We start from the raw sequence: 18,321 nt of genomic DNA, 5'->3' as shown, positions 1-18,321 counted from the left end.
GTTCACCGGCAACCGATGGCCAGATGAACCGGCCTCTCTCGAGCCTTTTGGTAAACAGGCATGCTCCCTGGCCATCGTGCCAGATCACCTTCACAAGATCGCTGCGGCGACCACGGAAGACGAACAGATGACCATTGAGCGGGTCTTTGTGCAGCACCTCCTGCACCTGGAGTGCCAACGACGGAAAGCCTCTGCGCATATCGGTGTAGCCTGTCGCGAGCCACACTCGCGCGCCTGTCGGAACCGGGATCATCGGCGCACCAGGGCATCGAGAACTCGACGTAGCGCGTCTCCATCAACCTCACCATCGACCCGGATGCGGTGTCCGCTTCCAAGATCAATCTCGATGATGCCCTGGCTCTTCCTTCGACGCGCCGACGCTGTCGTCGATCGTGCTTCGGCCACATCCCGCGCCGGCACAGACGGCCCAATCTCGACCGGCACGAACGGCGCCACACTCGTCTCACCGTGCTTGCAAAGCTCTTTACGCCACCGGAACAGCTGGCTCACATGAAGGCCGGCCATGCGAGCCACCTCGGAAACAGTGGCTCCGGGCTCGAGCGATGCTGCAACTAGCCGCTCCTTCTCATCTCGCGACCACCGCCGCCGCCGCTCTACCGATGTGATCACCTCTGCCCGCGATATCGTCATAGCGCTTCTCCTAGGATTACCCCTAGGACCTGCGGCGCTCGCCTCCGTCAATCAAGGCGGCCGCAAGCGGAGGCGTACGGTAGATCTCGTGACCGCTTCATAGATGCCTCCGCGTCGGTGGTGTCGTTCTTTTGCCGCTTGACGTAGGGCTTCACGTAGGCCGGCGGCATCAATCGTACGGTATGCCCCAACGCCTGCAGATCGCGAGATCAATGGTGCGATGATGCGCACGCCTCGATGCCTACCAGGCATGGCGCCAGCTTCTGCCAAAATGCTAGGACGTGGCGGCGCCTCAACTGACGGCGCAGGACCACCTGGCCGACTGCATCAACGCCATGCACTTGAAATACCGACTTGGCGAAAGACCGATTGTCGAAATCGACTGCATAGGCTGCTCCTCCGAATCGTGGGAGCCTCAAACGGCGCTCACTCCTTCGCACTCTCGTGCCGGAGCAGGAGCCTTCCACAGCATCATTAGCGGACGCTTAGGGCTCGGCTGGTCTTTCGGTCTGAGTCATCCAGATCTAAAAAGACAGCAAGCGATCCAGCCTAATGCGCCTCACGGGTTTCTATGGAGTGGCATTCCTTTCAAGCTCTCAAATACGTCCGAGAACGCGGGATCAAACCACTGTTGAACATCGATGTCCTTAGGACAGCCATCCGGAATTCGAGATTCGTAAACCATCGAATTGCCCTTCCACTCGACGTGATATTTGAGAAGCTCGAAATGAATGGGATGCACATGATCTTCTCGCGCGACTGAACGCATATTCTTCCCACCGCTTATCTTGGCGTTGCGATTAATTACAAAGTTCTTATTTTGGATATCGTTACGCACGGTCTGCGTCAGCCGATCAACAGACTCCGGAATAAGTGTAACTTCGCCAATCCTCTCAAGAAATTTCGCCATAGTGAGCAAGGCAACTCGGGACAAGAAATCTTTTTTGTAGCCCCCACCAACGTCTGCGTGGACCCCTGGCAACCATATCTCGCGCAGTTCACATGTGCCGTTGAAAAGGAACCGACGCGGCGGAAATTCCACACGGTTTTCGTGCATACTTAACAAATGCACTATCGACGAAACATTTGAAGCGGGCTTCTGATCTCGCGCGATGAGGTTCTCGCCTATATCCCGGTCAAAGGGGCCGGTAACCGTATCGAATAGCCCCATGAACTTGATCTTGGGCGCGTCGTGGAAAACGTGGTCGCTCTCACATTCTTCAGCCAAATTCTTTTTGAGGATTTCAATCGCTCCATAGTATTTCGCATCATCCTCTTTCTCTGAGACTGCGATGAAGTCTCGCCACATCCGATCCAGGTGCGTCAAAAATCCTGATTTCAGTATTCCGAAGTCCGAAATGAGTCGTGAAAAGATACGCGCTGCTGCAGCGCCGCGCGAGAAGCCGATCAGAATGATTTCATCACCTACACGGTAGTTCGCGACGAGATTTACATACGCGCGCAAAACCAATTGATCGAGATTGTCGCCGAAAATATATTGCGTTTTCCGAAGCAGAATTTCGCTAAAAATTGAAGCCGCGCTCACAGTGAACTTTGTTCCAACTCCCGGAAGATAAAATGTAACCTGCGTTGATATCTCGTTTCCTTTTTGCTTGTGATCTGCAATCAATTGATTGATAGCGTAGACGTTAGAACACGTCTCGGTTTCCAAATTGATTTGAGTGGCGTCATTTGCGGTACCGTCCATTAGGAAAATCATTGCCTTAGACATGACATGCCTCCGCATCCAACCCGCCGATAGTCGCGTAAAAGTTGCGAGATCGCAAGCTTGCCCAGGACAACGAGAGCGGCTTCGGCGCGCATAGAAATGAGGAGGTCACATTCAATCGGGAGCGACAAGGGCTCTGACCTTCTCGACCGCCCGCAAGATCGCGCCTGCCTTGGCGCGACACACCACCCTACAGGCCTAGAAGTTCCTTTGGGTTTAAACCCGAGGAACTCGCTTTGAGCACAATTGGGTCTGCTGTGCTCCCTCCTAATCCGCCGCCGTGATCAGAGTACGAAGGTCGGCCGCCAAAAGACGCGAATAGGACCGCCTTCTACCATTCGGCCTGTGCGGCGGCGGCCGTCGTCGCTGGTGATGCCGGTGACGCCTGATTGACCCGCCATCGCCCGCCCAGAACAACATCAATACAACAACGGGTAAGCGCGCGAGTACTTTGATTCATCTCAATCGTGGTCGAAAAAACGTCAGAACCGGATACTTCTACCGAGGATTTGACCGGATGCCGATGCCACGCGCGCTAGCTCCAGCGAGGCCGGCGTTTATTCGCTCACCGACATGCCGAACTCGGATTCAGCGAAGAAAGATCGCCGGCCTCGACGGCATGCTGGTGTTCAGCGAGGACCGCGGCGCCGCTTCCATCATGATCTGTCGAAACGGAATGCCGACATTCGTTTCAAATAGTTGGGGGCTATTGGTCGCGGGCCGGACTCTCGAGTTCACGGATGGCATCGAGTAGGTCCTGCTGAGTGATGCCTCTGCTGGCAAGCTCGTCCCTCACGATGTCGCGAACCATGTTAGGAAAGAGTGCCATCAGAATACGACCGCTCTGAGGAGCATCCCTATCGCTTAGCGCATCGATCGTGACCGCTAAGCCATCCAGCCCTCTGTTAAGAAGGACCTGGCGCCATCTATTGATCTCAGCCCAGTCGGCATCCAAGAGGTCAGAAGAGTCAACGACTTCCAACAGATCAGTCTTCATTATGTTAGCCTCAGTAGGGTCAACGGCTGTCATGCTGGTCTTTCGTAATTACCTTCGCTGTTAGCGCCTCCTGAATGATCTTCTCACAGAATCCTAACGCCTTCCAAGCTTCGATCAAAGAAAACTCCAGTTCCTGGTCCATCATCCGCGTAAACTGTCCCGGCTCCCCGATTTCATGACGTTTGACCAGCATACCTTGAATCTGTGCAGCCAATCGCAAACCGCTGTTCGCTTGCGCTAAATTCGGCCGAAAAATTGGCGATCCATCCAAATTGGTAAGCTGCCGCCCATGCTTATCGTAGACCGGCAGCCCACGTATCGCCATGTCGATGGTGTGTCGAAGCCGAATGATGATCCAGCTGTCCGTCAGGGCGGTCTTTTCGATCGCTAGGTCCCGAACCCTCGATTCTTGAGCGACGCACTCCGCGATTATTTCTTGGACTCGGTGCGCGATTGCGCGACTCGTGCACGATCGATGAGCGTTGGCCGGTTGGAAAGCGTAACCACCCGCGCGATATGCATCGGCTTGAGTTTTACCGCTCGCAAGTGCCTGAGCGACTATCTCGTGGCTGGGTTTGCGCAGAGCTGGCAATGGGTTCTTCGTAGCTTGTAACTGGGACGTGGCTGGTGGTGTCAGCTATCTCTAGGACATAGAGGTACTCTCACGAGGCTTCAACAATCCGGCGGAAGTTTGAGGTTCGATTCCTCGCGTCCCACCACGATAATCTACGATTGGCTTTGCGGGCGAACGTAGACGCTCGAACGCTCTGACTCTTTTTAGCCCCAGACGTAGTGCTGCTTGAGGTGATTCATTTGGCTGAAATGAAGCACTTTTCTGTGCTGCAGCTGGCCAACGACGATCCCCGGCGCGATTCCCTGTTTCTCGGCAAATTCGACGACTTCGTTCTCGGCATACGTAAAGCGCGTGATGAAGCGGGTCAGCGCATCCGACGGTATAAGAAAGTCGGAAGCCCAGTCGTTGGCCTCTGCCTCGAGTTCTGCAGCCACGTTGGACATTCCGTTGCCATCCAGGAAAATTGTTTTGCGACTATGGAGAACGAGATGGGCACACTCATGAAAGAAGGTAAACCAGAAATGGTCGTTAGACAGATGACGCGCCGTTTGCTGGATGAGTGCCCGGCGCGGCGAAAGCCACCTTGACACGCCGCTAAGTGCGACTTTTGGCAGCGCTCGCTCAAGTATGAAGACTACGCCCGCTTCGCCGCAGCGCTTCTGAATCTCTGGGAGAAACACGTCAATTGGCTGCAAAGTGATCCCGCGTAGGTCTTTCAAAGCCGCGAGGAAGCGGGCACGGTCGAATTCCTTCGTCTCGGTCGCCTCCGCACGAATGTCACCAATTCGGAGCCAAGCGAGTAGCGCTGCCTGATCGCTTTCGAAAGACGGCGAATGGCGGAAGGCCACGGCCGAAAGTTCGTCGAGGCGGTCCTGGCACGCCTCGACGTTTCCACAACCGAAGAACCTCAGGACTTCCCGAACCTGGGCCGCGGCGTCGGCCTCCAGGCTGAGAAGGCTACGTTTCGCTAGTTCCCGTAGCGGAAAAGTCTTAGCCCAGCCGATGTGGCATGCGAGCGCCTGCTGTTCCTTCGAACGTGCCAAATGAAGCCGATAGTTGGCTTCCATGCCTAGCCAGATGGACGCGGAAGTCTCGAGGACCCGCTCCAGTTGCAGCGCAGTTTCTGGCTCTATGGGTGCCTTCCCTGCGATGATCTCTGCGATCAATTTAGGTGAGCGGCCGCACCGGCGCGCCAGTTCCCGCCCCGAAATGTCAAGCGCGTCCAGCTGATCCTGGATCAGCGCGCCGGGCGGCGCCACGTGGTCCGGCTCGTATCGAAAGCGCTCAGACATGGTCCACGCCTTTTGTTCGCGCGGGTCTCACGCCTCAACTCCAATTATCTCAATCGCGGTGATTTTCTCGAGTTCTATTGATGCCGAATTCCCCTTCTCCCAAGGCTGGAATCGAAGTCGGCGAGCTCTGGCGAGGGTCACGCTGTAGGTCCCTTCCTCGGCTTTCAGGCTGATCGGCGGTTTGCGCGGTACTGTCACCAGGGACGGCGCGGCCGCGAGCACGCCCATGCGAATGATGATTGAGTGCGCAACATCCCGACCATAGCTGTTGCAAAGCAGACGGAAGCTGTTGAATACGGCACACAGCCGGGCGTCGCCAAAACTGATCTCCACTGCACGCTGCCCTGGCCGAATCGTTACCTATTAGGAGACACTTCTTTGAGCCTCGAGGCAACCCGATTAGTGTTGAGTTACGCGCGGGCTCGGGCGGCGCGAACCTTTTTAATGTTTGCCGCACGCGTCGTGCATACACAATTCCGATGCCGATCCTCAGAGTAATGCTCCCCGAATTGGGGGCCCCACAGCAGGCTCAAAAAGAAGCGCGGCTCCACTCCGACCGCCCCTGTCGTCAGGTAGCGGACAAGTTCGGCCACCATCATGCAGGCGCTAAAAGTAGCAACGAACGGCACCGAGGGTCGAAACCCCGCGTCGATTGAGGCAGCCGAAAGCGCGCTGGCCGCCTCCAGCACGGAGCAAATCGGTTTGCCTACCTGCTCGGCAAGCCACTCCCGCCGCTCCGGCGCAGCTGCTGCGACGTCCACCTCCGAGAGCAGACGCATCGGTTCGGCGAGAGCGGCAGGGCTTAAGCCTGTCATTAGCTGCTGGACGACTTCGGCGCGCTCACCCGCTGGCAACTTAAAAATGCAGCATAGGCACGCTGTGCGCGAGGGCCAGGGATGAGCGCTCACTTGGCACTCGAGCCTTGGGCCGAGTGCACCATCAATGATCAGGTCTGGCCAGAGGTCCTGGACTGCGTGACGCGCTTCGATGTTATCGAAGCCACTAAGGACAATTGGTGGCGTCTGCCACGCCGGATCCTCCTCCAGCTGTTCGACTTGGCCCCGGACGGGATGGGCTGCGAGATTGCCAGTGAAAAGCGCTGAAAGAAAATTTGCCTTCGGGTCCTTGGTGCCCGACCGCGTAAGCCGCAGGCAGGTCCCCCAGTTCTCCTCCCCATAAGTCTGGCGGTCCAGAATGTGACAGCGCCCGCGCAGAGGAAGGCGCGACAGCAAATGAGCCACGCCATTGCCGATCGCGCCGCCTCCCGCGAGGAGCAAGTCCACATCAAGTACGTCCGGCAACGCAGGTCCGGATGCGCCATCCGCGACATAGGACCAAAGGGAGAAGACGCATCCATCCAGGAACAGCCCTTTGTCTTCGCGCAGTCCCAGTAGCCGCTTGAACACCTCGCCGGCGCCGAGCGAGGCGGCGGCCAAAGCGCCGACCGGATTTGAGAGCTCGCAGTTCTGGCTGACCGGCGCAGCCGTCGAGGTAACTCGTACGGTCCAACCATCCGAAGTGATGACAGTCCATGGGAAATCCGCTCGCGGGCCGCCGCCAATTGAAAGTATTGCGGCGTAAGACGAAAGATCTACGGGATCGCAAATGAACTGCGGGACTTCGTCCCAAGCGTGTTGCAGCGCCCAACCGCGAAGTTCGCGCTTAAGCGCCTCTTGCCCAGCTGGCAGCGCCACTGTCAGCGATTTTGTCATGCGCATCAGCAAGAGTAGGGCGCAACGAGCCATCTCGGCGCCGTTATCCGACGCGAGTACATCTGCTGTCCCGGTGAGAAGCACAGGCTGGTTTGTGAACCTCTGCGGCTCGAATGACTGATCCCCCAGCTCCACAACGCTTGCAATAAGGCGGCTGAACCGGAGCTCCTTCGTCATCGATGCGCCTCCTCGACTAGAATGAGCGGCGCAGCGCCGCCGACAATCGCAACGCGCAAGGGACGCTCCCAAGGCCCGAGCCGACGCCAGCGACTACCATCAAACACATGGAAACCGCAGCGGGCTGGCGGCGTAGCGGGGTCGCGAGCAAAGTTCGGTGCGACCACGGAAAGGTAACCTGGCGCCTGGATGCCGCAGCGCTTGTCCGCTTCCGACAGGTCGACCCAGGAGCTGGATGAGAGTGAATCTGCCCTACCAGGTAGACGCCCCTTTCGATTGCCACATCGGTGACGTCGTCGAGCAGTTCGGCCGAAATCGAGAGATGGTCAGGTCGTTTGATCACGCCAGGGCCGCGGAGGCCGATTACGTGCGTAATGCTTACAACTCCGGCCAGTCGGCGCCCAAGCCACAACGCGACGCCCTCACAACCACGCACCCCGTCCGGCGCCATCTCGGAGATGGACGTCTGCATTGCTTCCGCCGGGAGCAACCAGGCGATCGGTGTCTTGAGTCCGCTCATGGCCGGTATCTACCCGCGAAGTTGCAGTCGAGTTCGTGCTGCAGGATTCGAACGATGAGCAGGAGTGCGTTCCCCTGAATCACGAGTCTCTTGCTCGGATCGGTCCTCCATTCCGGATGCGTCGTGTAGCCCTCTTGTGTCCAATTGGCGCAAATGTCGTTGGGAGGCCGGAATCCCGCGCCACTGGGCCAAGCCGTCGGCGAAGCAAGACTCCCTGTTGCTGGGTCCACGAAACGGACGCTCGGGGGCCAATCGCCTGGGTACTGCGTCCAGGCCAGTCGTGCGGTGAACAACTCCTGTTCATGGCCTTCTGGTGACAAAGACGCCCAAACTTCAAGGTCCCCCTTGCGTTCGAGACACCAGCGGGCTGCATCCTCCGCGGCAACGGCCTCGCTGAAATCATCATCAAAATTGAGCTTCGATAACTGGCTCATGCGCCCTGCACGATCTGCTGGCTGAGCTTCAGCGACAGAGCACCGGCGTCTCCCGCCAGGATCTGCAGAGTCACTGACAGATCTTCCAGGCGCTCCTTGCCCTTGAACAGGACGTAGGTGATCAGGTTGCCGCTCTCCTCGCCCTCATTCAGACCGAACTTCGTGAGCACCCGTGCTTTCAACGAGGCGAGGGTCTCGGTCGGCACCGCGTCCTTGTCCTGGAAAGGCTTGCCCGCGGCTGGATAAGTTACTGTCACGTTCAGCGTTTGCTTGGCCATGAAGCCCTCCGGTCAGTCGTGGACGAGTCGCTCAAAGACATGTCGCCAATATAGGGGCGCATCACGCCCGCGTATAGTATTTTGTTTCCTATTAGGGATCAAAAACTCACTTCATCAACTATAAATGTGTTTCGTATCGAGAATCAATTTAAGCGTAAGGGTAGCTCAGCGGCCCTTTGATTGACACTTGACGTCTATTTTGAGCGCGTGGTGCGGCGGCGCGGCTTCCATATTCCCGACAGTGCGTTGACGGCGGCCTCGAGTGCCCTCCAATCGACGACGTTGGGATCGAACTGTTCGGGCCCCCAGAGCCGCAAATTTTCGTGCTCTGGATGATTAGGGTCGCCGATGGCGCTGAGGTAGTCGGCGTAGCCTGACGCACCGCCGACATCTTCCGGAGGACAACGACCGATGGCCTCGAGCAAGAGGGGAAGTCCCTCCGTTGTCGTGTTGTCGAACCACTTTTCTAACTTGATCACGTGATCCCAGCTGTCGCCGAAGTCGTAGAGATAATGGATCGTCTTGGCGCCTGTTTCTTGAACGATATCGGAGAGCCGCGCCTTGCGGGCATCGATCGGCTGAGGGCCAAAATCTCCATCGGGATCAGGGATACCCCAACGGCCGTCCCCAGCCAGGAATTCGAAAAGATGGCTATTCGTCCAGCCAAACGCCGCCTGAAGCGTCAGAAGCAGCCGATCAAGGCGCAGCGCGAGTGGCACGACAAGGCATCGCATCACCTCCGGCTTTACGTCCTTGATGGTCACCCGGATCCGGACGGCGGTCGTGTTGAGGCTCATGCTGCCAGTCTCGGATCGAGCGCATGCATCGTGTAGGTCGACGCCCAGGGAAGCAGTTCGTCAAGTCGCGCCGCAGGCCAGCCATTGACGAGCTTTGTGAGGACGTCAGAGAGCCAGTGCTCGGCACTGACGCCGTTGAGCTTGCACGTTTCAATGAGCGAAGCCAGCAATGCCCAATTCTCGGCACCCTCGTCGCACCCAGCGAACAGGGCGCTCTTGGCGTTGAGCTTGATCGGCCGCATCGCACGCTCGACCGCATTCGTGTCCATCTCGATGCGCCCGTCCTCAAGGTAGAGCGTCAGGCCGTCCCAATGACGCAGCACGTAACGCAAAGCCTTCGCCGTGTCGCTCTTCTGTGCAAGGTGATCAAGCTTGGCTTCAAACCACTGCTTCAAGGCTGTAGCCAGAGGTCGGGCATGCGCCTGCCTACCAGCACGGCGCTCGGCATCCGATCGGCCGCGGAGCGCTTTCTCGACCGCGTAAAGCTGGGCGATGCGCTCGAGGGCCTCGCGGGCGACCGGAGCTGGCGCCGAAGCAGCCTCGCGCTCGCCACGAGGGTAACATCTGCAAGTGAGGCAATACGGGGGTCAAATTTGAACGCCGACTGATAGTCAAGGTCAGCGCACTCTGAAAAAGCCAAGCGACGGATGGCATGACGTAGCTTGTCGTGTCGCGCGATGCAAGGCGCGCGAGAAACCGCCAATAGCAATGCTCTATCATGCGGGTACTTTCTGCAGATCGGTCTTGAGAAGAGAAGCGGCTGCGTTGGCGTCCGTGCGAACGCGCCAAAACGTGATCCGATTTTCACTTTATTCGCGGAGTATGCATTGTGTGTAGCAACACGGGCAGCTTTATCAGTATCTCGACATCGAGATGCGAGCTCGTCTTCGGCTCGGGGCCTGCCCGACCACAGAATATCGCTGGCACCAATCAGCCCGTCATAACGATCCTTGGCTGAATAAAGCAGAATGCGCAAGATCCCTCTTGCGCGCGTGAAGAACCGAGCACTGCGCCTCGCCACCGGTGCGATACGCACGCCAAGTTCGAAGCCAGCCAGCCGGCGTGAGCATCAATCCTTTAGGCTGACGTGAAACGTTCACCAGCGAATCCTCACACCGCGGTAATCCTGAAAGACGCCGCTGGTGGCTGGCGTGAGCTCCGCGATCCGAGCGATAAGGCCGCTCGCGCACTCGTCAGCCGATATGAAAGCAACCTGTCCCTTGACCATCTCTGTTTGCACATAACCTGGATTTAGCAGCGCCACCAGGATCCCATCTCGAGCCCAGACGCGCGATAAGCCACGCATGCCATTGTTGAGCGCCGCCTTCGACGCTCGATAAGCATACTTGCCGCCTGCAGCGCTGCTCGTCGAGCCCATGATGCTGGTGATTGCCACCAGCTTCTTCTGCGTGCTGTGTCTCAAATTGTCGTAGAGGGTCTGCGCGATCAGCATGGGGGCCAAGGCGTTGACCCGCATCGTGGTGATGTAACCTTCGGCCTCGATCCGGTCGGCCGATAGGCCGCTGATTCCGGCATTGTTGATGAGAATGTCGATTGGCTGATCCCCCAGGGTACGCTTAAGCGAGGCGATCGAGAATTCGTCAGCGACATCCAGTGGAATGATCCGAACGGGACCGGCAGACGACGCGGCGAGCCCTTTCAGGTCATCGGCTTTTGCTGGATCACGGCAGCATGCAAAGACCTCGGCACCCTCAGTCGCGTACTGCTGCGCAAGCGCAAGGCCGATGCCCCGATTTGCGCCCGTAATCAGAACTGTGCTCATCTAAGGAACGTCTCCCGTCCGCCCGAACAGCCGCAAGTCTTTCCTATGAACTTGCGTATGGTCTCTACTATAAGATTCCGCCTTCGGCACTCAGTCGTAGTACACGAAGAAGCGCGCCTCGACACTCCTGCGGGGGTTCGCATTCGGGTAAGCACGACGATTGTCGAAGGCAGCATGAGCAGACCTTGGATTGTGATCGTCTTCGGAATCATACCCCTTAAAAAGAGCAAACTCGTCCGAGCTCATCTCCGGAAAGTAATACCAGCGATGAACTGGACTGTAGTGGACCAGCCATGTCTTGTGCTTGACGTCGTATTTCTCGTAGACGGTATCGACTAGATCCGTGTCGACAACCGAATTGCCATCGCAGAACGCCAGGGGAAAATCCTGCGGAGGCTCGGAAAGAGCGTGCCAGGCCTGAATGATCATCAATCGAGAATACGCCCGGATCGGAATGCCCTGGAGTTGGTCTTCACGCGCCGCCATAACCGGGCCGGCGATCGGCGCATAGTCAATATGAGCAAAGCTCGCCACATACGGCCTGACCAGGCCGGCTCCCTTCTCAGCCAGTGGAGCAGAGCTGGCGCCAACAGAGCGAATGATAACGGCGTCTTTCTTGGGCACGACCCACGAGGCCTTGAAGTAGTCCTTGATGAACGGGACCATTTCTTCGAGATACCTGTCCAGCATGATCTCCGGATCACTCTCGTTCGCGCAGGAGATCTTGTGCTGAATGAGAGTGAATCCTTCGCTGTCGAGAGAAAGTTCGTCCACAATCGGACGCGCATCGCGTATTGTCACGTCATAGCTTACCAGGGGCGCATCGGAGCCCGGCACGACGATTGCTGGCGCCTTCTCGTCCGGCGAGCGGCGAGCAAAGGCTATTTGACCTTGCACCGATTTTAGCTGATCATGGTTTATTTGCGCCGTCGACGAAACTCGCATCGCCGCTCCCTCTTGTGTCTCGGCTTCAAGGAAGGAATCTAAACGAGTATTATAGCGGGATAGCTGCGAAGATCGGGGCTAATATGCCGAAATTCTGCAGCAAGGAGAGGACCGCGGGATCATAGGTCCCCGGCTCGTCCTAACTTGGCGCGGCCGGCCGTCCTAGGCCGGGACGGATCAGCAGTCGAGGCGACCAGCTCGGCACATCGCGCCGGGTGCGATCGGCTTCGTCAGCGCGAAAACCGCGGCGCAGCACAGGCCGCAACCATGCCGATGCGGATTATCGAAAAGCGAAACTGAAACGACCGACGCCCCTGCCCTCATTAACCCGGAGGCGGATAGAAATAAAGAACAGCCGATCTCGCGAGTGCGCCGAGGAGAAGCAGGGGGCCGCCGGCAACTGGAAGCTGCTCTGAGTCGCGAGCATACAGCGAGTATACTGGCAACGTCCCGAGGGACGCTGCCAACTTCAGCGCGGCGGGCTCTTGATCGGAAGAATCCGCAGGCGGGTTAAATTTCGAAAATCTGACGTGGCACCCGAGTCAACACGTCAGCCCCCGAGTCCGTGACCCGGAATGTCTCGCTGAGAACATAGCCGAAATCCTCATCGATCCAGTTGCCGAGCATCAGATGGAAGGTCATGTTGGGTCTCAGAACCGTCATGTCTCCTTCCTTAAGGCTTGTGACCGCCTCGTTCCAATCGATGCCGATGCCATAGCCACAGCGGGATTCTTTCTGAAAGCCCGACTTCCCGATCGTGCGGTTAAATGCTTCGGCGACGTCGCTGCAGGTTGCTCCGGGTCGGACTTTTTCCAGCGCGGCCTCTAGGCCCTGGACTTCGGCCTCATGTAGGCGACGTAGACGGTCGGAAGGCTTGCCAATCGAGAAGGTGCGCATAACCGCGGCCGTATAGGTGTGGCGCACGCCACCGAGCTCAAGATTGACCTGTGAACCCTGGCGGAAGATGTCGTCGCTCCAGATGATGTGGCTTGTTCCGGTGCGCGGCGAGGAGCACATGAAGATATTCGCAATTCCGGTCCCGCGCTTGCCGTTGGCGCCGCGCGCCAATGTAGAAAGGATCTCGGCGACGGCGTCAGCTTCATGCACACCGGGGCGAATGACTTCGGCTGCACGCAACATACCCGCATCAGCAATTGCGGCAGCTTCTTTCATCAGAGCAATTTCAAGATCGGACTTGATAACCCTGATCCAAGTGACGACGTGCGTACAGTCCACGAACCTCGCACCGGGCAGTCGCTTCTTGAAGTTTTCCGCCGCGCGCGCGGGAAGCTGCCCCATTTCAAGACCAACCCCACGGTCGGTGAGCTTAGCTTCCTGAAGAAAATCGATCACAGCGTCGTAACCATCCTTCTCGGGGTTACCAACGAACGATTCGGGATATCCAATTATCTTGTTCCGCCCGAGAAACGTCAGATGGATTCCGGCTGGCACATCCATGAGACGTAAGATGAGCGATGGCTCCTCCTCGTGAACGGAAACGACAAGCGCCTGCGGGACATAGGCTGATCGCGCGGTATATCCGGTCAGATAATTGATACTGCGGTCAAAGGTGACCACGAGCGTTTCAATGTCGCGCTTGACCATTTCTGCTTTTACAGCGGCGAGCCTTCGCAGGTACTCCGTGCGCGGAAACACCTGAAGTCCTTTGCTGACGGTCATTCTCTTAGCTCCTTGGTTCTTGGCTATTTGAAGTTTTTGAGCAGAGCCTGCGCATTTCCGCGGCCCTCGAATGGTCACGGCCCCAGGAAAGATTTCTCGACTTCGCTAAAGGTTAGGCCACGCCGCGCGCATCCTGATGACCTAAAAGATTCTACCCGCAGCATTATAGAGAACCTCGCAAAGGTGAATCCCTCTAAATAAGAGACGCATAGGCCGAAATTCTGCGTCGTTGATGGCTAGGGTGCGGGATATCATGCACGAAGCCCACGAGTTCGATGTTTTGAGGCAAAGCGATCTGGAGAGTAGGTGCTTCCCTCCTTCGTCTATTGCCGCATCGAAGCAGGCACTTGAGCGCCATATTAAAGCTTCGTGCGCACCCTCCCCGCCTGAAGGCTTCCCGTAAAGGTGGGCATGGTGTTCCCCGATGGCGCCACAGATCGGAAATAGACCTAAGTTTCGACAGCGCGGTCGCGCGGTCAGAACGAATATGCTGGTTTTGCAGCTCCCCTCCGCAAATATGGCGCGAGTGCGAAGCGTGAACGACCTCTCGAAGCTGATCAATCGAGCCACACAGGCAGAAGTCGACTTCTAACGAGAAAGGCCTCCGGCGGGCATGCCGGAGGCCTTCTTGGAGGTCAACTCAAGAGCCTGTTGTTTGCTCCTTTCCTATACAGGGGCGATCTAGAAATTGCGCTGAGCGCGGAGCAGCAGCACCAAGCTGTTCTGGTCCTTCAGCTCATACAATGCAGCCGGCTTTGCGACGCCCGACTGAAGCGGAAGGGTCACCGTGCTTCCGCTCGCATACTTCTGGTCGAGCATCATATACGCAAGCTCACCGGTGAAGGTCAGGCCCTTGAGGGGGCTCCATGACGTCTTCGTGCCGACCACCGCATAATTGAAATCTGGATTACACCCGGCCGTGCCGCTCGATAGGGCGAGAGTGGTGACCATCGCGCCACAGATGTAGCCCTTAGCCGTGTTGTTATACCTCACAGCCGCCCACGCTCCGAAGATCGAACTATTCCAATACGGGTCCCAATTATGAGTGTATCCGCCATTGAAACCATAGGTCGTGGTCAGCTCCTGACCAGCTCCAGCGACAAACACCGAATCCGAAACCCCCGCGATACCCAAGCTCTGGTAAGCACCCGGCAATCCGGTGCCGCCATACATCGCGTATGATCGCGACATGTAGTCATGGAAGTTGTAGCTGCTCGCACCGTACGTATACACGCCCGTCAGGTTGATTGTGTCACCCGGGCCGGTCGGGAGGTTCTTGATTGACAACGCCAGCTGCCCAGCCCAACCCCACTTGTCGTCGGGATGGCCTGTGGGCTCGGACGCCCCGTAGTAGCCAGCATGGTTGTCGTGGGCGGCGACCGAAGCTTGGAAAAGCCCCCAGGCTTGATCAACACGAACCCTCGCAACGAGGTCAGGGGCTCGGGTCCCGCCGATGTCGTTAGCACCGAAGGCCCCCACTGCAAGACCCGCAGCTGTCGCACCGCTGATGTTCCAGATGTTAGTCGTGTAAGCCTGAACCTGATCCTGGGCCGAGAAGGACGCCGTGATGCCTTGGCCGAAGTCTGCCGTATACGTGATCTGGTTGACGGGATCCCAACCGGCGCTGCCCGGCAGTTCGAAACTGTTCGCCGGATATTCGGCCCAGGGCGTCCTAAATTGGGACTCCGCCTTACCGAACGTGAACCCGGCGAACTGAATAAATGCGTAGTAGAGACCGACTCCACCTGTAGCAATCTGGGAACCGAGCGAGGTGGTATAGCTCGTCGCACCATTAACAGCGGACGTGCCGGCGCCAGAGTAGGTGCCGCTTGTCCACGTGAACGTCAGTTCAGCGAAGGTGCGAACGACGCCGTATTCGGTGGCCGTGCGCGTATCAATCTGCAGATCTTGGCGGGCCCGCGCCGTGTAGTAGTTGCTGAGCCGATTGTGTGCACCAGCCAAACCACCAACGGCAGCGTCAAAGTCAGCATTGGTCGCCAGCATGGTATCCACGCGCAGATACCCGCCGAGCTTGATGCACGTGTCACTGCCTGGGATGTAGTAAAAGCCAGCTCCATACAGCGAACAGATCTTCACGTACTCGATCGCCTTGGCCTTGACGGGGAGATCGGCGGCCTGCGCGCCAGCCCCCGCGAACATTGCCGCAGATCCAAGAACAATACTCTTCATGACCTTCATCGATGAACCTCCAAGTTGGAAATCGCGTTTCCGTCCTTCAAAGATCCGCTACCAGCTCCACCCCAGGGCGGACCGCTTGACGGAACGACTTCGAGGACCCCCTCGCTGTCCCAACGAGACATACTTTCGATGATCAATTGCTACAATCAATTAATGATCGAAATTATCCGTTTGTGCTGCACCGTTGCTGATTGGCAACAGGCCACCGTCCAACGCTAGAGAAAGCCGGATTCGTATAAAAAACAAAACCCTCGGGGGGCATCCCGAGGGCTTTTTTTGGAGATTTCATTAAGCAGATCGCCTTACGAGCCTTAGCGATCGCGTTGTTGATATCACCTATCAATTGTATTAGTCAATTGATAAATTAGATGGTGGGCGGGCTCTGTCTGAGCTATTTCAGACTTCCCGAGGTTGGATAGGATGCCGCGGTCTCCGCTCACGTTCACCGCCGCGGACAATCAAAACTGGCAAAAATGAATGAAGATGGCCACACAAGAGCAATTTGACAGGGCTTTAAGGGACCTGATCTGGAACATCGTCGAGATTCGCGCTCAACTGGAAGAGATCGATAAGAGTTGGGCGGGATTAATCGGTATAAGCGAACCTCAATGGCTGATGCTGATGGCGATCGATGAACTCGACCATGGCAGCGGTGTCTCCGGCATTGCAGTCGCCAATAAATTAGGGTTTCACCCCGCATTTATTACGACTCAGACGAAGAAACTTGAACAGCTGGAGTTTTTAATCCGCGCCACCTCGCCTGATGATGCGAGATTCTTGCAGATCTCGTTGACCTCAAAGGTGCGGACGGAAATTGCTAAGTTGTCGGACAAGAGACAAGCCGTTAATTCGACGATTTTAAATGGCTTGGATGAGGAGTCGCTTGCGTATCTGAATAAGCGACTAAACGCGATCGCCAAGAACAGCAGACTGGCATCTCAGAAATTAAGCCTTGGGCTGCTATGAAGCTTGAGGGCGATCGAGCTTGCGCTCAAGCCATTCGAAGATGGCCTGATCGCATGCTATGAAGTTCTCGAATGCCCCCTCTGGGGTCCGTGGCATTAACAATTCCAGGTCAATGCTCGCCCAGGCGCAATCAGCCTCTAAATTGATTGCCTCAGACGCGTTGAAAATACTGCGCTCGCCAGCAACGACGAGAATGGGACATCTTAACTTCCTTGCCAAACGCGATCGCTGCGTCGTGGACAGCCCCGCGTCCGGAGACTCAGCAGCCCTAGTCATCCACTCAATAGATGACCGAGTGCGGGTCCAGCTCCAAAGCCCCCCATCGCAAATTGCCGCAGACACGCGGCGGTCAGTCGCAGCAAAATTGGTCGCGAGCGCGGCTGAAAGGCCTTCTCCGTAGATCGCCATTCGAGACGCATCAATCTCCGGTAGGGTCGACAAATGATCCAAGCAACCAGAAAGCAATATTTCTGACGGTCCAAGCCAATGACTTGAGACGTCATCGTAGGAGACGACGAGAACCGCGATGTTTCGACCGGTTATAAGAGGCAAGAGTCTACCAAGCAGGATCCCTGCCGTTTCTTCTTCCCGGCTGATGCACACAATTGCGGGGACGCACGAACTGGAAGTACTGGCGGGCACGTAGTAGGCAGACAATTCGCCCTGATCATAGAGTTTGATTTCGACACGCTCCACCCTCTGATCTAACGATCCGAAGCCCTCGACGCAGGCCTCAAGCCTGGCCACAACGTCCGCCCTTTGCGGATCGTCTTCATCGGATAGTCGTCTGGCAACTTCAAATGCAGTAAGCGCGCAAAGCCACGCATGGGCTGCTTCGTCAAGAGTACCTCTTTGAACGCTAAGATCGGCAAAGAGGCAATGAGCGTCTCCGATACTTGTCCATTTTGCAGCACAGTTTCTCCTGCTTGCAATGTCGCTTTCCTGATCAACGCCATCAAGGAACACGACAGCACTTTGCCGTGTGGACGCAAGATTGCCTGTCAGTTCAGGCCAAGCAGCGCGCAACATCCGTTTCATCCCTTCAGCGCGAGTCCTCGAAACCGCTCAGGATTGCTCTAGACAACCCAAACGGGAGCTTCGTATAAGGCCAATCAATCCACGGTGACTGAACCGGCCGGCGGGTTCCGCTTTGCTTAATTTTTGATGATACGATTCCTCCGAGCTGAGGATCGTCGATGTGCGGCCATTTGCCGCCGAAATTCTGCTTCATTCCATGAAATGTGCTTTTTTTGAACTCGACTCGACGAACACTTAATCGCTGTCAAAGCGTGCCCCATAGACCCTTTCATCAGATCGAGCAGTTATGCGCTCATTCGAAAATGATCTGTCAAATCTTTCGGCCGATAGGATCGAAGAATGAGCCTTGCGCCTTTAGGTCCAACGCTTCCGCCGGTCAGGCCAGGATTGTCGCCCTCTTCCTTTGGTAGGCTGACAAAACTCCACTCTTCTGCCTAATGGAAAGCAGAATTTCGGCGACCACCAGCCGGAATTGCCGATAATTCCACCAGAACCAGGCTATGGTTGCTATATGACCTCGTACCTAACGCCCCGCTCCCTCGGTATCCT

16 protein-coding genes and 2 pseudogenes are annotated in these 18,321 nt (G+C 56.9%); 1 reads left to right on the top strand and 17 read right to left on the bottom strand.

The window, feature by feature from the left end:
- From tnpB to GA0061098_RS40295, 16 genes and pseudogenes are all read right to left on the bottom strand, one after another.
- Positions 1 to 253: IS66 family insertion sequence element accessory protein TnpB (gene tnpB, locus GA0061098_RS40380; protein ID WP_091967202.1), on the bottom strand; the 253-nt coding region annotated here is incomplete at its 3' end.
- The gene (gene tnpA, locus GA0061098_RS40375; RefSeq protein WP_091967201.1) at positions 250 to 651 is read right to left on the bottom strand and encodes an IS66-like element accessory protein TnpA; all 402 of its coding nucleotides are present in this window, start codon (positions 649 to 651) and stop codon (positions 250 to 252) included. The genes tnpA and tnpB, both read right to left, overlap by 4 nt.
- Before the next feature lie 72 nt (positions 652 to 723).
- Positions 724 to 1,039, bottom strand: a pseudogene (locus GA0061098_RS46645) (IS110 family transposase); the annotation flags it as partial.
- Positions 1,040 to 1,210: 171 nt separating this feature from the next.
- A complete protein-coding gene (locus tag GA0061098_RS40365; protein WP_165637925.1) occupies positions 1,211 to 2,383 on the bottom strand; it encodes a T6SS phospholipase effector Tle1-like catalytic domain-containing protein in 1,173 nt (390 codons plus the stop codon).
- A 703-nt stretch (positions 2,384 to 3,086) separates the two neighbouring features.
- Positions 3,087 to 3,410, bottom strand: a complete 324-nt coding sequence (locus tag GA0061098_RS40360; RefSeq protein WP_091967199.1) for a CehA/McbA family metallohydrolase domain-containing protein — start codon at positions 3,408 to 3,410, stop codon at positions 3,087 to 3,089.
- A complete protein-coding gene (locus GA0061098_RS40355) occupies positions 3,397 to 3,969 on the bottom strand; it encodes a hypothetical protein (RefSeq protein ID WP_091967198.1) in 573 nt (190 codons plus the stop codon). Before GA0061098_RS40355 ends, GA0061098_RS40360 begins: the two co-directional genes overlap by 14 nt.
- A 185-nt stretch (positions 3,970 to 4,154) precedes the next feature.
- Positions 4,155 to 5,243 (bottom strand): HigA family addiction module antitoxin, encoded by a 1,089-nt coding sequence (locus GA0061098_RS40350; RefSeq protein WP_091967197.1) that lies wholly within the window; start codon positions 5,241 to 5,243, stop codon positions 4,155 to 4,157.
- Positions 5,244 to 5,270: 27 nt separating this feature from the next.
- The gene (locus GA0061098_RS40345; protein WP_091967196.1) at positions 5,271 to 5,576 is read right to left on the bottom strand and encodes a hypothetical protein; all 306 of its coding nucleotides are present in this window, start codon (positions 5,574 to 5,576) and stop codon (positions 5,271 to 5,273) included.
- A 77-nt stretch (positions 5,577 to 5,653) separates the two neighbouring features.
- Positions 5,654 to 7,132, bottom strand: a complete 1,479-nt coding sequence (locus tag GA0061098_RS40340) for a ThiF family adenylyltransferase (RefSeq protein ID WP_091967195.1) — start codon at positions 7,130 to 7,132, stop codon at positions 5,654 to 5,656.
- A gap of 950 nt (positions 7,133 to 8,082) precedes the next feature.
- Positions 8,083 to 8,364, bottom strand: coding sequence for a hypothetical protein (locus tag GA0061098_RS40325; RefSeq protein WP_091967192.1), 282 nt, complete (start codon positions 8,362 to 8,364; stop codon positions 8,083 to 8,085).
- 194 nt (positions 8,365 to 8,558) lie between these two features.
- Complete coding sequence (locus GA0061098_RS40320) at positions 8,559 to 9,161, bottom strand: plasmid pRiA4b ORF-3 family protein (protein ID WP_091967190.1); 603 nt, start codon at positions 9,159 to 9,161, stop codon at positions 8,559 to 8,561.
- Positions 9,158 to 9,712, bottom strand: a pseudogene (locus GA0061098_RS40315) (IS66 family transposase); the annotation flags it as partial. The gene GA0061098_RS40320 and the pseudogene GA0061098_RS40315, both read right to left, overlap by 4 nt.
- A 545-nt stretch (positions 9,713 to 10,257) precedes the next feature.
- A complete protein-coding gene (locus GA0061098_RS40310; RefSeq protein WP_091967188.1) occupies positions 10,258 to 10,944 on the bottom strand; it encodes an SDR family oxidoreductase in 687 nt (228 codons plus the stop codon).
- A gap of 90 nt (positions 10,945 to 11,034) precedes the next feature.
- Positions 11,035 to 11,889, bottom strand: a complete 855-nt coding sequence (locus tag GA0061098_RS40305; RefSeq protein ID WP_245323930.1) for a CmcJ/NvfI family oxidoreductase — start codon at positions 11,887 to 11,889, stop codon at positions 11,035 to 11,037.
- 510 nt (positions 11,890 to 12,399) lie between these two features.
- Positions 12,400 to 13,569 carry a M24 family metallopeptidase gene (locus tag GA0061098_RS40300; protein WP_091967186.1) on the bottom strand — a complete coding sequence of 390 codons (1,170 nt, stop codon included), beginning with the start codon at positions 13,567 to 13,569 and terminating at the stop codon, positions 12,400 to 12,402.
- A 681-nt stretch (positions 13,570 to 14,250) separates the two neighbouring features.
- Entirely contained in the window at positions 14,251 to 15,768 is a 1,518-nt protein-coding gene (locus GA0061098_RS40295; RefSeq protein ID WP_091967184.1) for a porin, read from the bottom strand.
- Between the two features lie 477 nt (positions 15,769 to 16,245).
- Here GA0061098_RS40295 and GA0061098_RS40290 point away from each other — a divergent pair, with 477 nt between their 5' ends.
- Positions 16,246 to 16,734, top strand: a complete 489-nt coding sequence (locus GA0061098_RS40290; RefSeq protein WP_245323929.1) for a MarR family winged helix-turn-helix transcriptional regulator — start codon at positions 16,246 to 16,248, stop codon at positions 16,732 to 16,734.
- On the opposite strand, the gene GA0061098_RS44420 is transcribed toward GA0061098_RS40290, so the two are convergent.
- A complete protein-coding gene (locus GA0061098_RS44420; protein WP_129591073.1) occupies positions 16,729 to 17,763 on the bottom strand; it encodes an alpha/beta hydrolase family protein in 1,035 nt (344 codons plus the stop codon). The two genes, GA0061098_RS40290 and GA0061098_RS44420, sit on opposite strands and share 6 nt — an antisense overlap.
- Positions 17,764 to 18,321: the final 558 nt, after the last annotated feature.

Origin of the sequence: Bradyrhizobium shewense (assembly GCF_900094605.1) — a bacterium.
Lineage (GTDB): Bacteria > Pseudomonadota > Alphaproteobacteria > Rhizobiales > Xanthobacteraceae > Bradyrhizobium > Bradyrhizobium shewense.
This window is presented reverse-complemented; position numbering and strand designations above follow the sequence as displayed.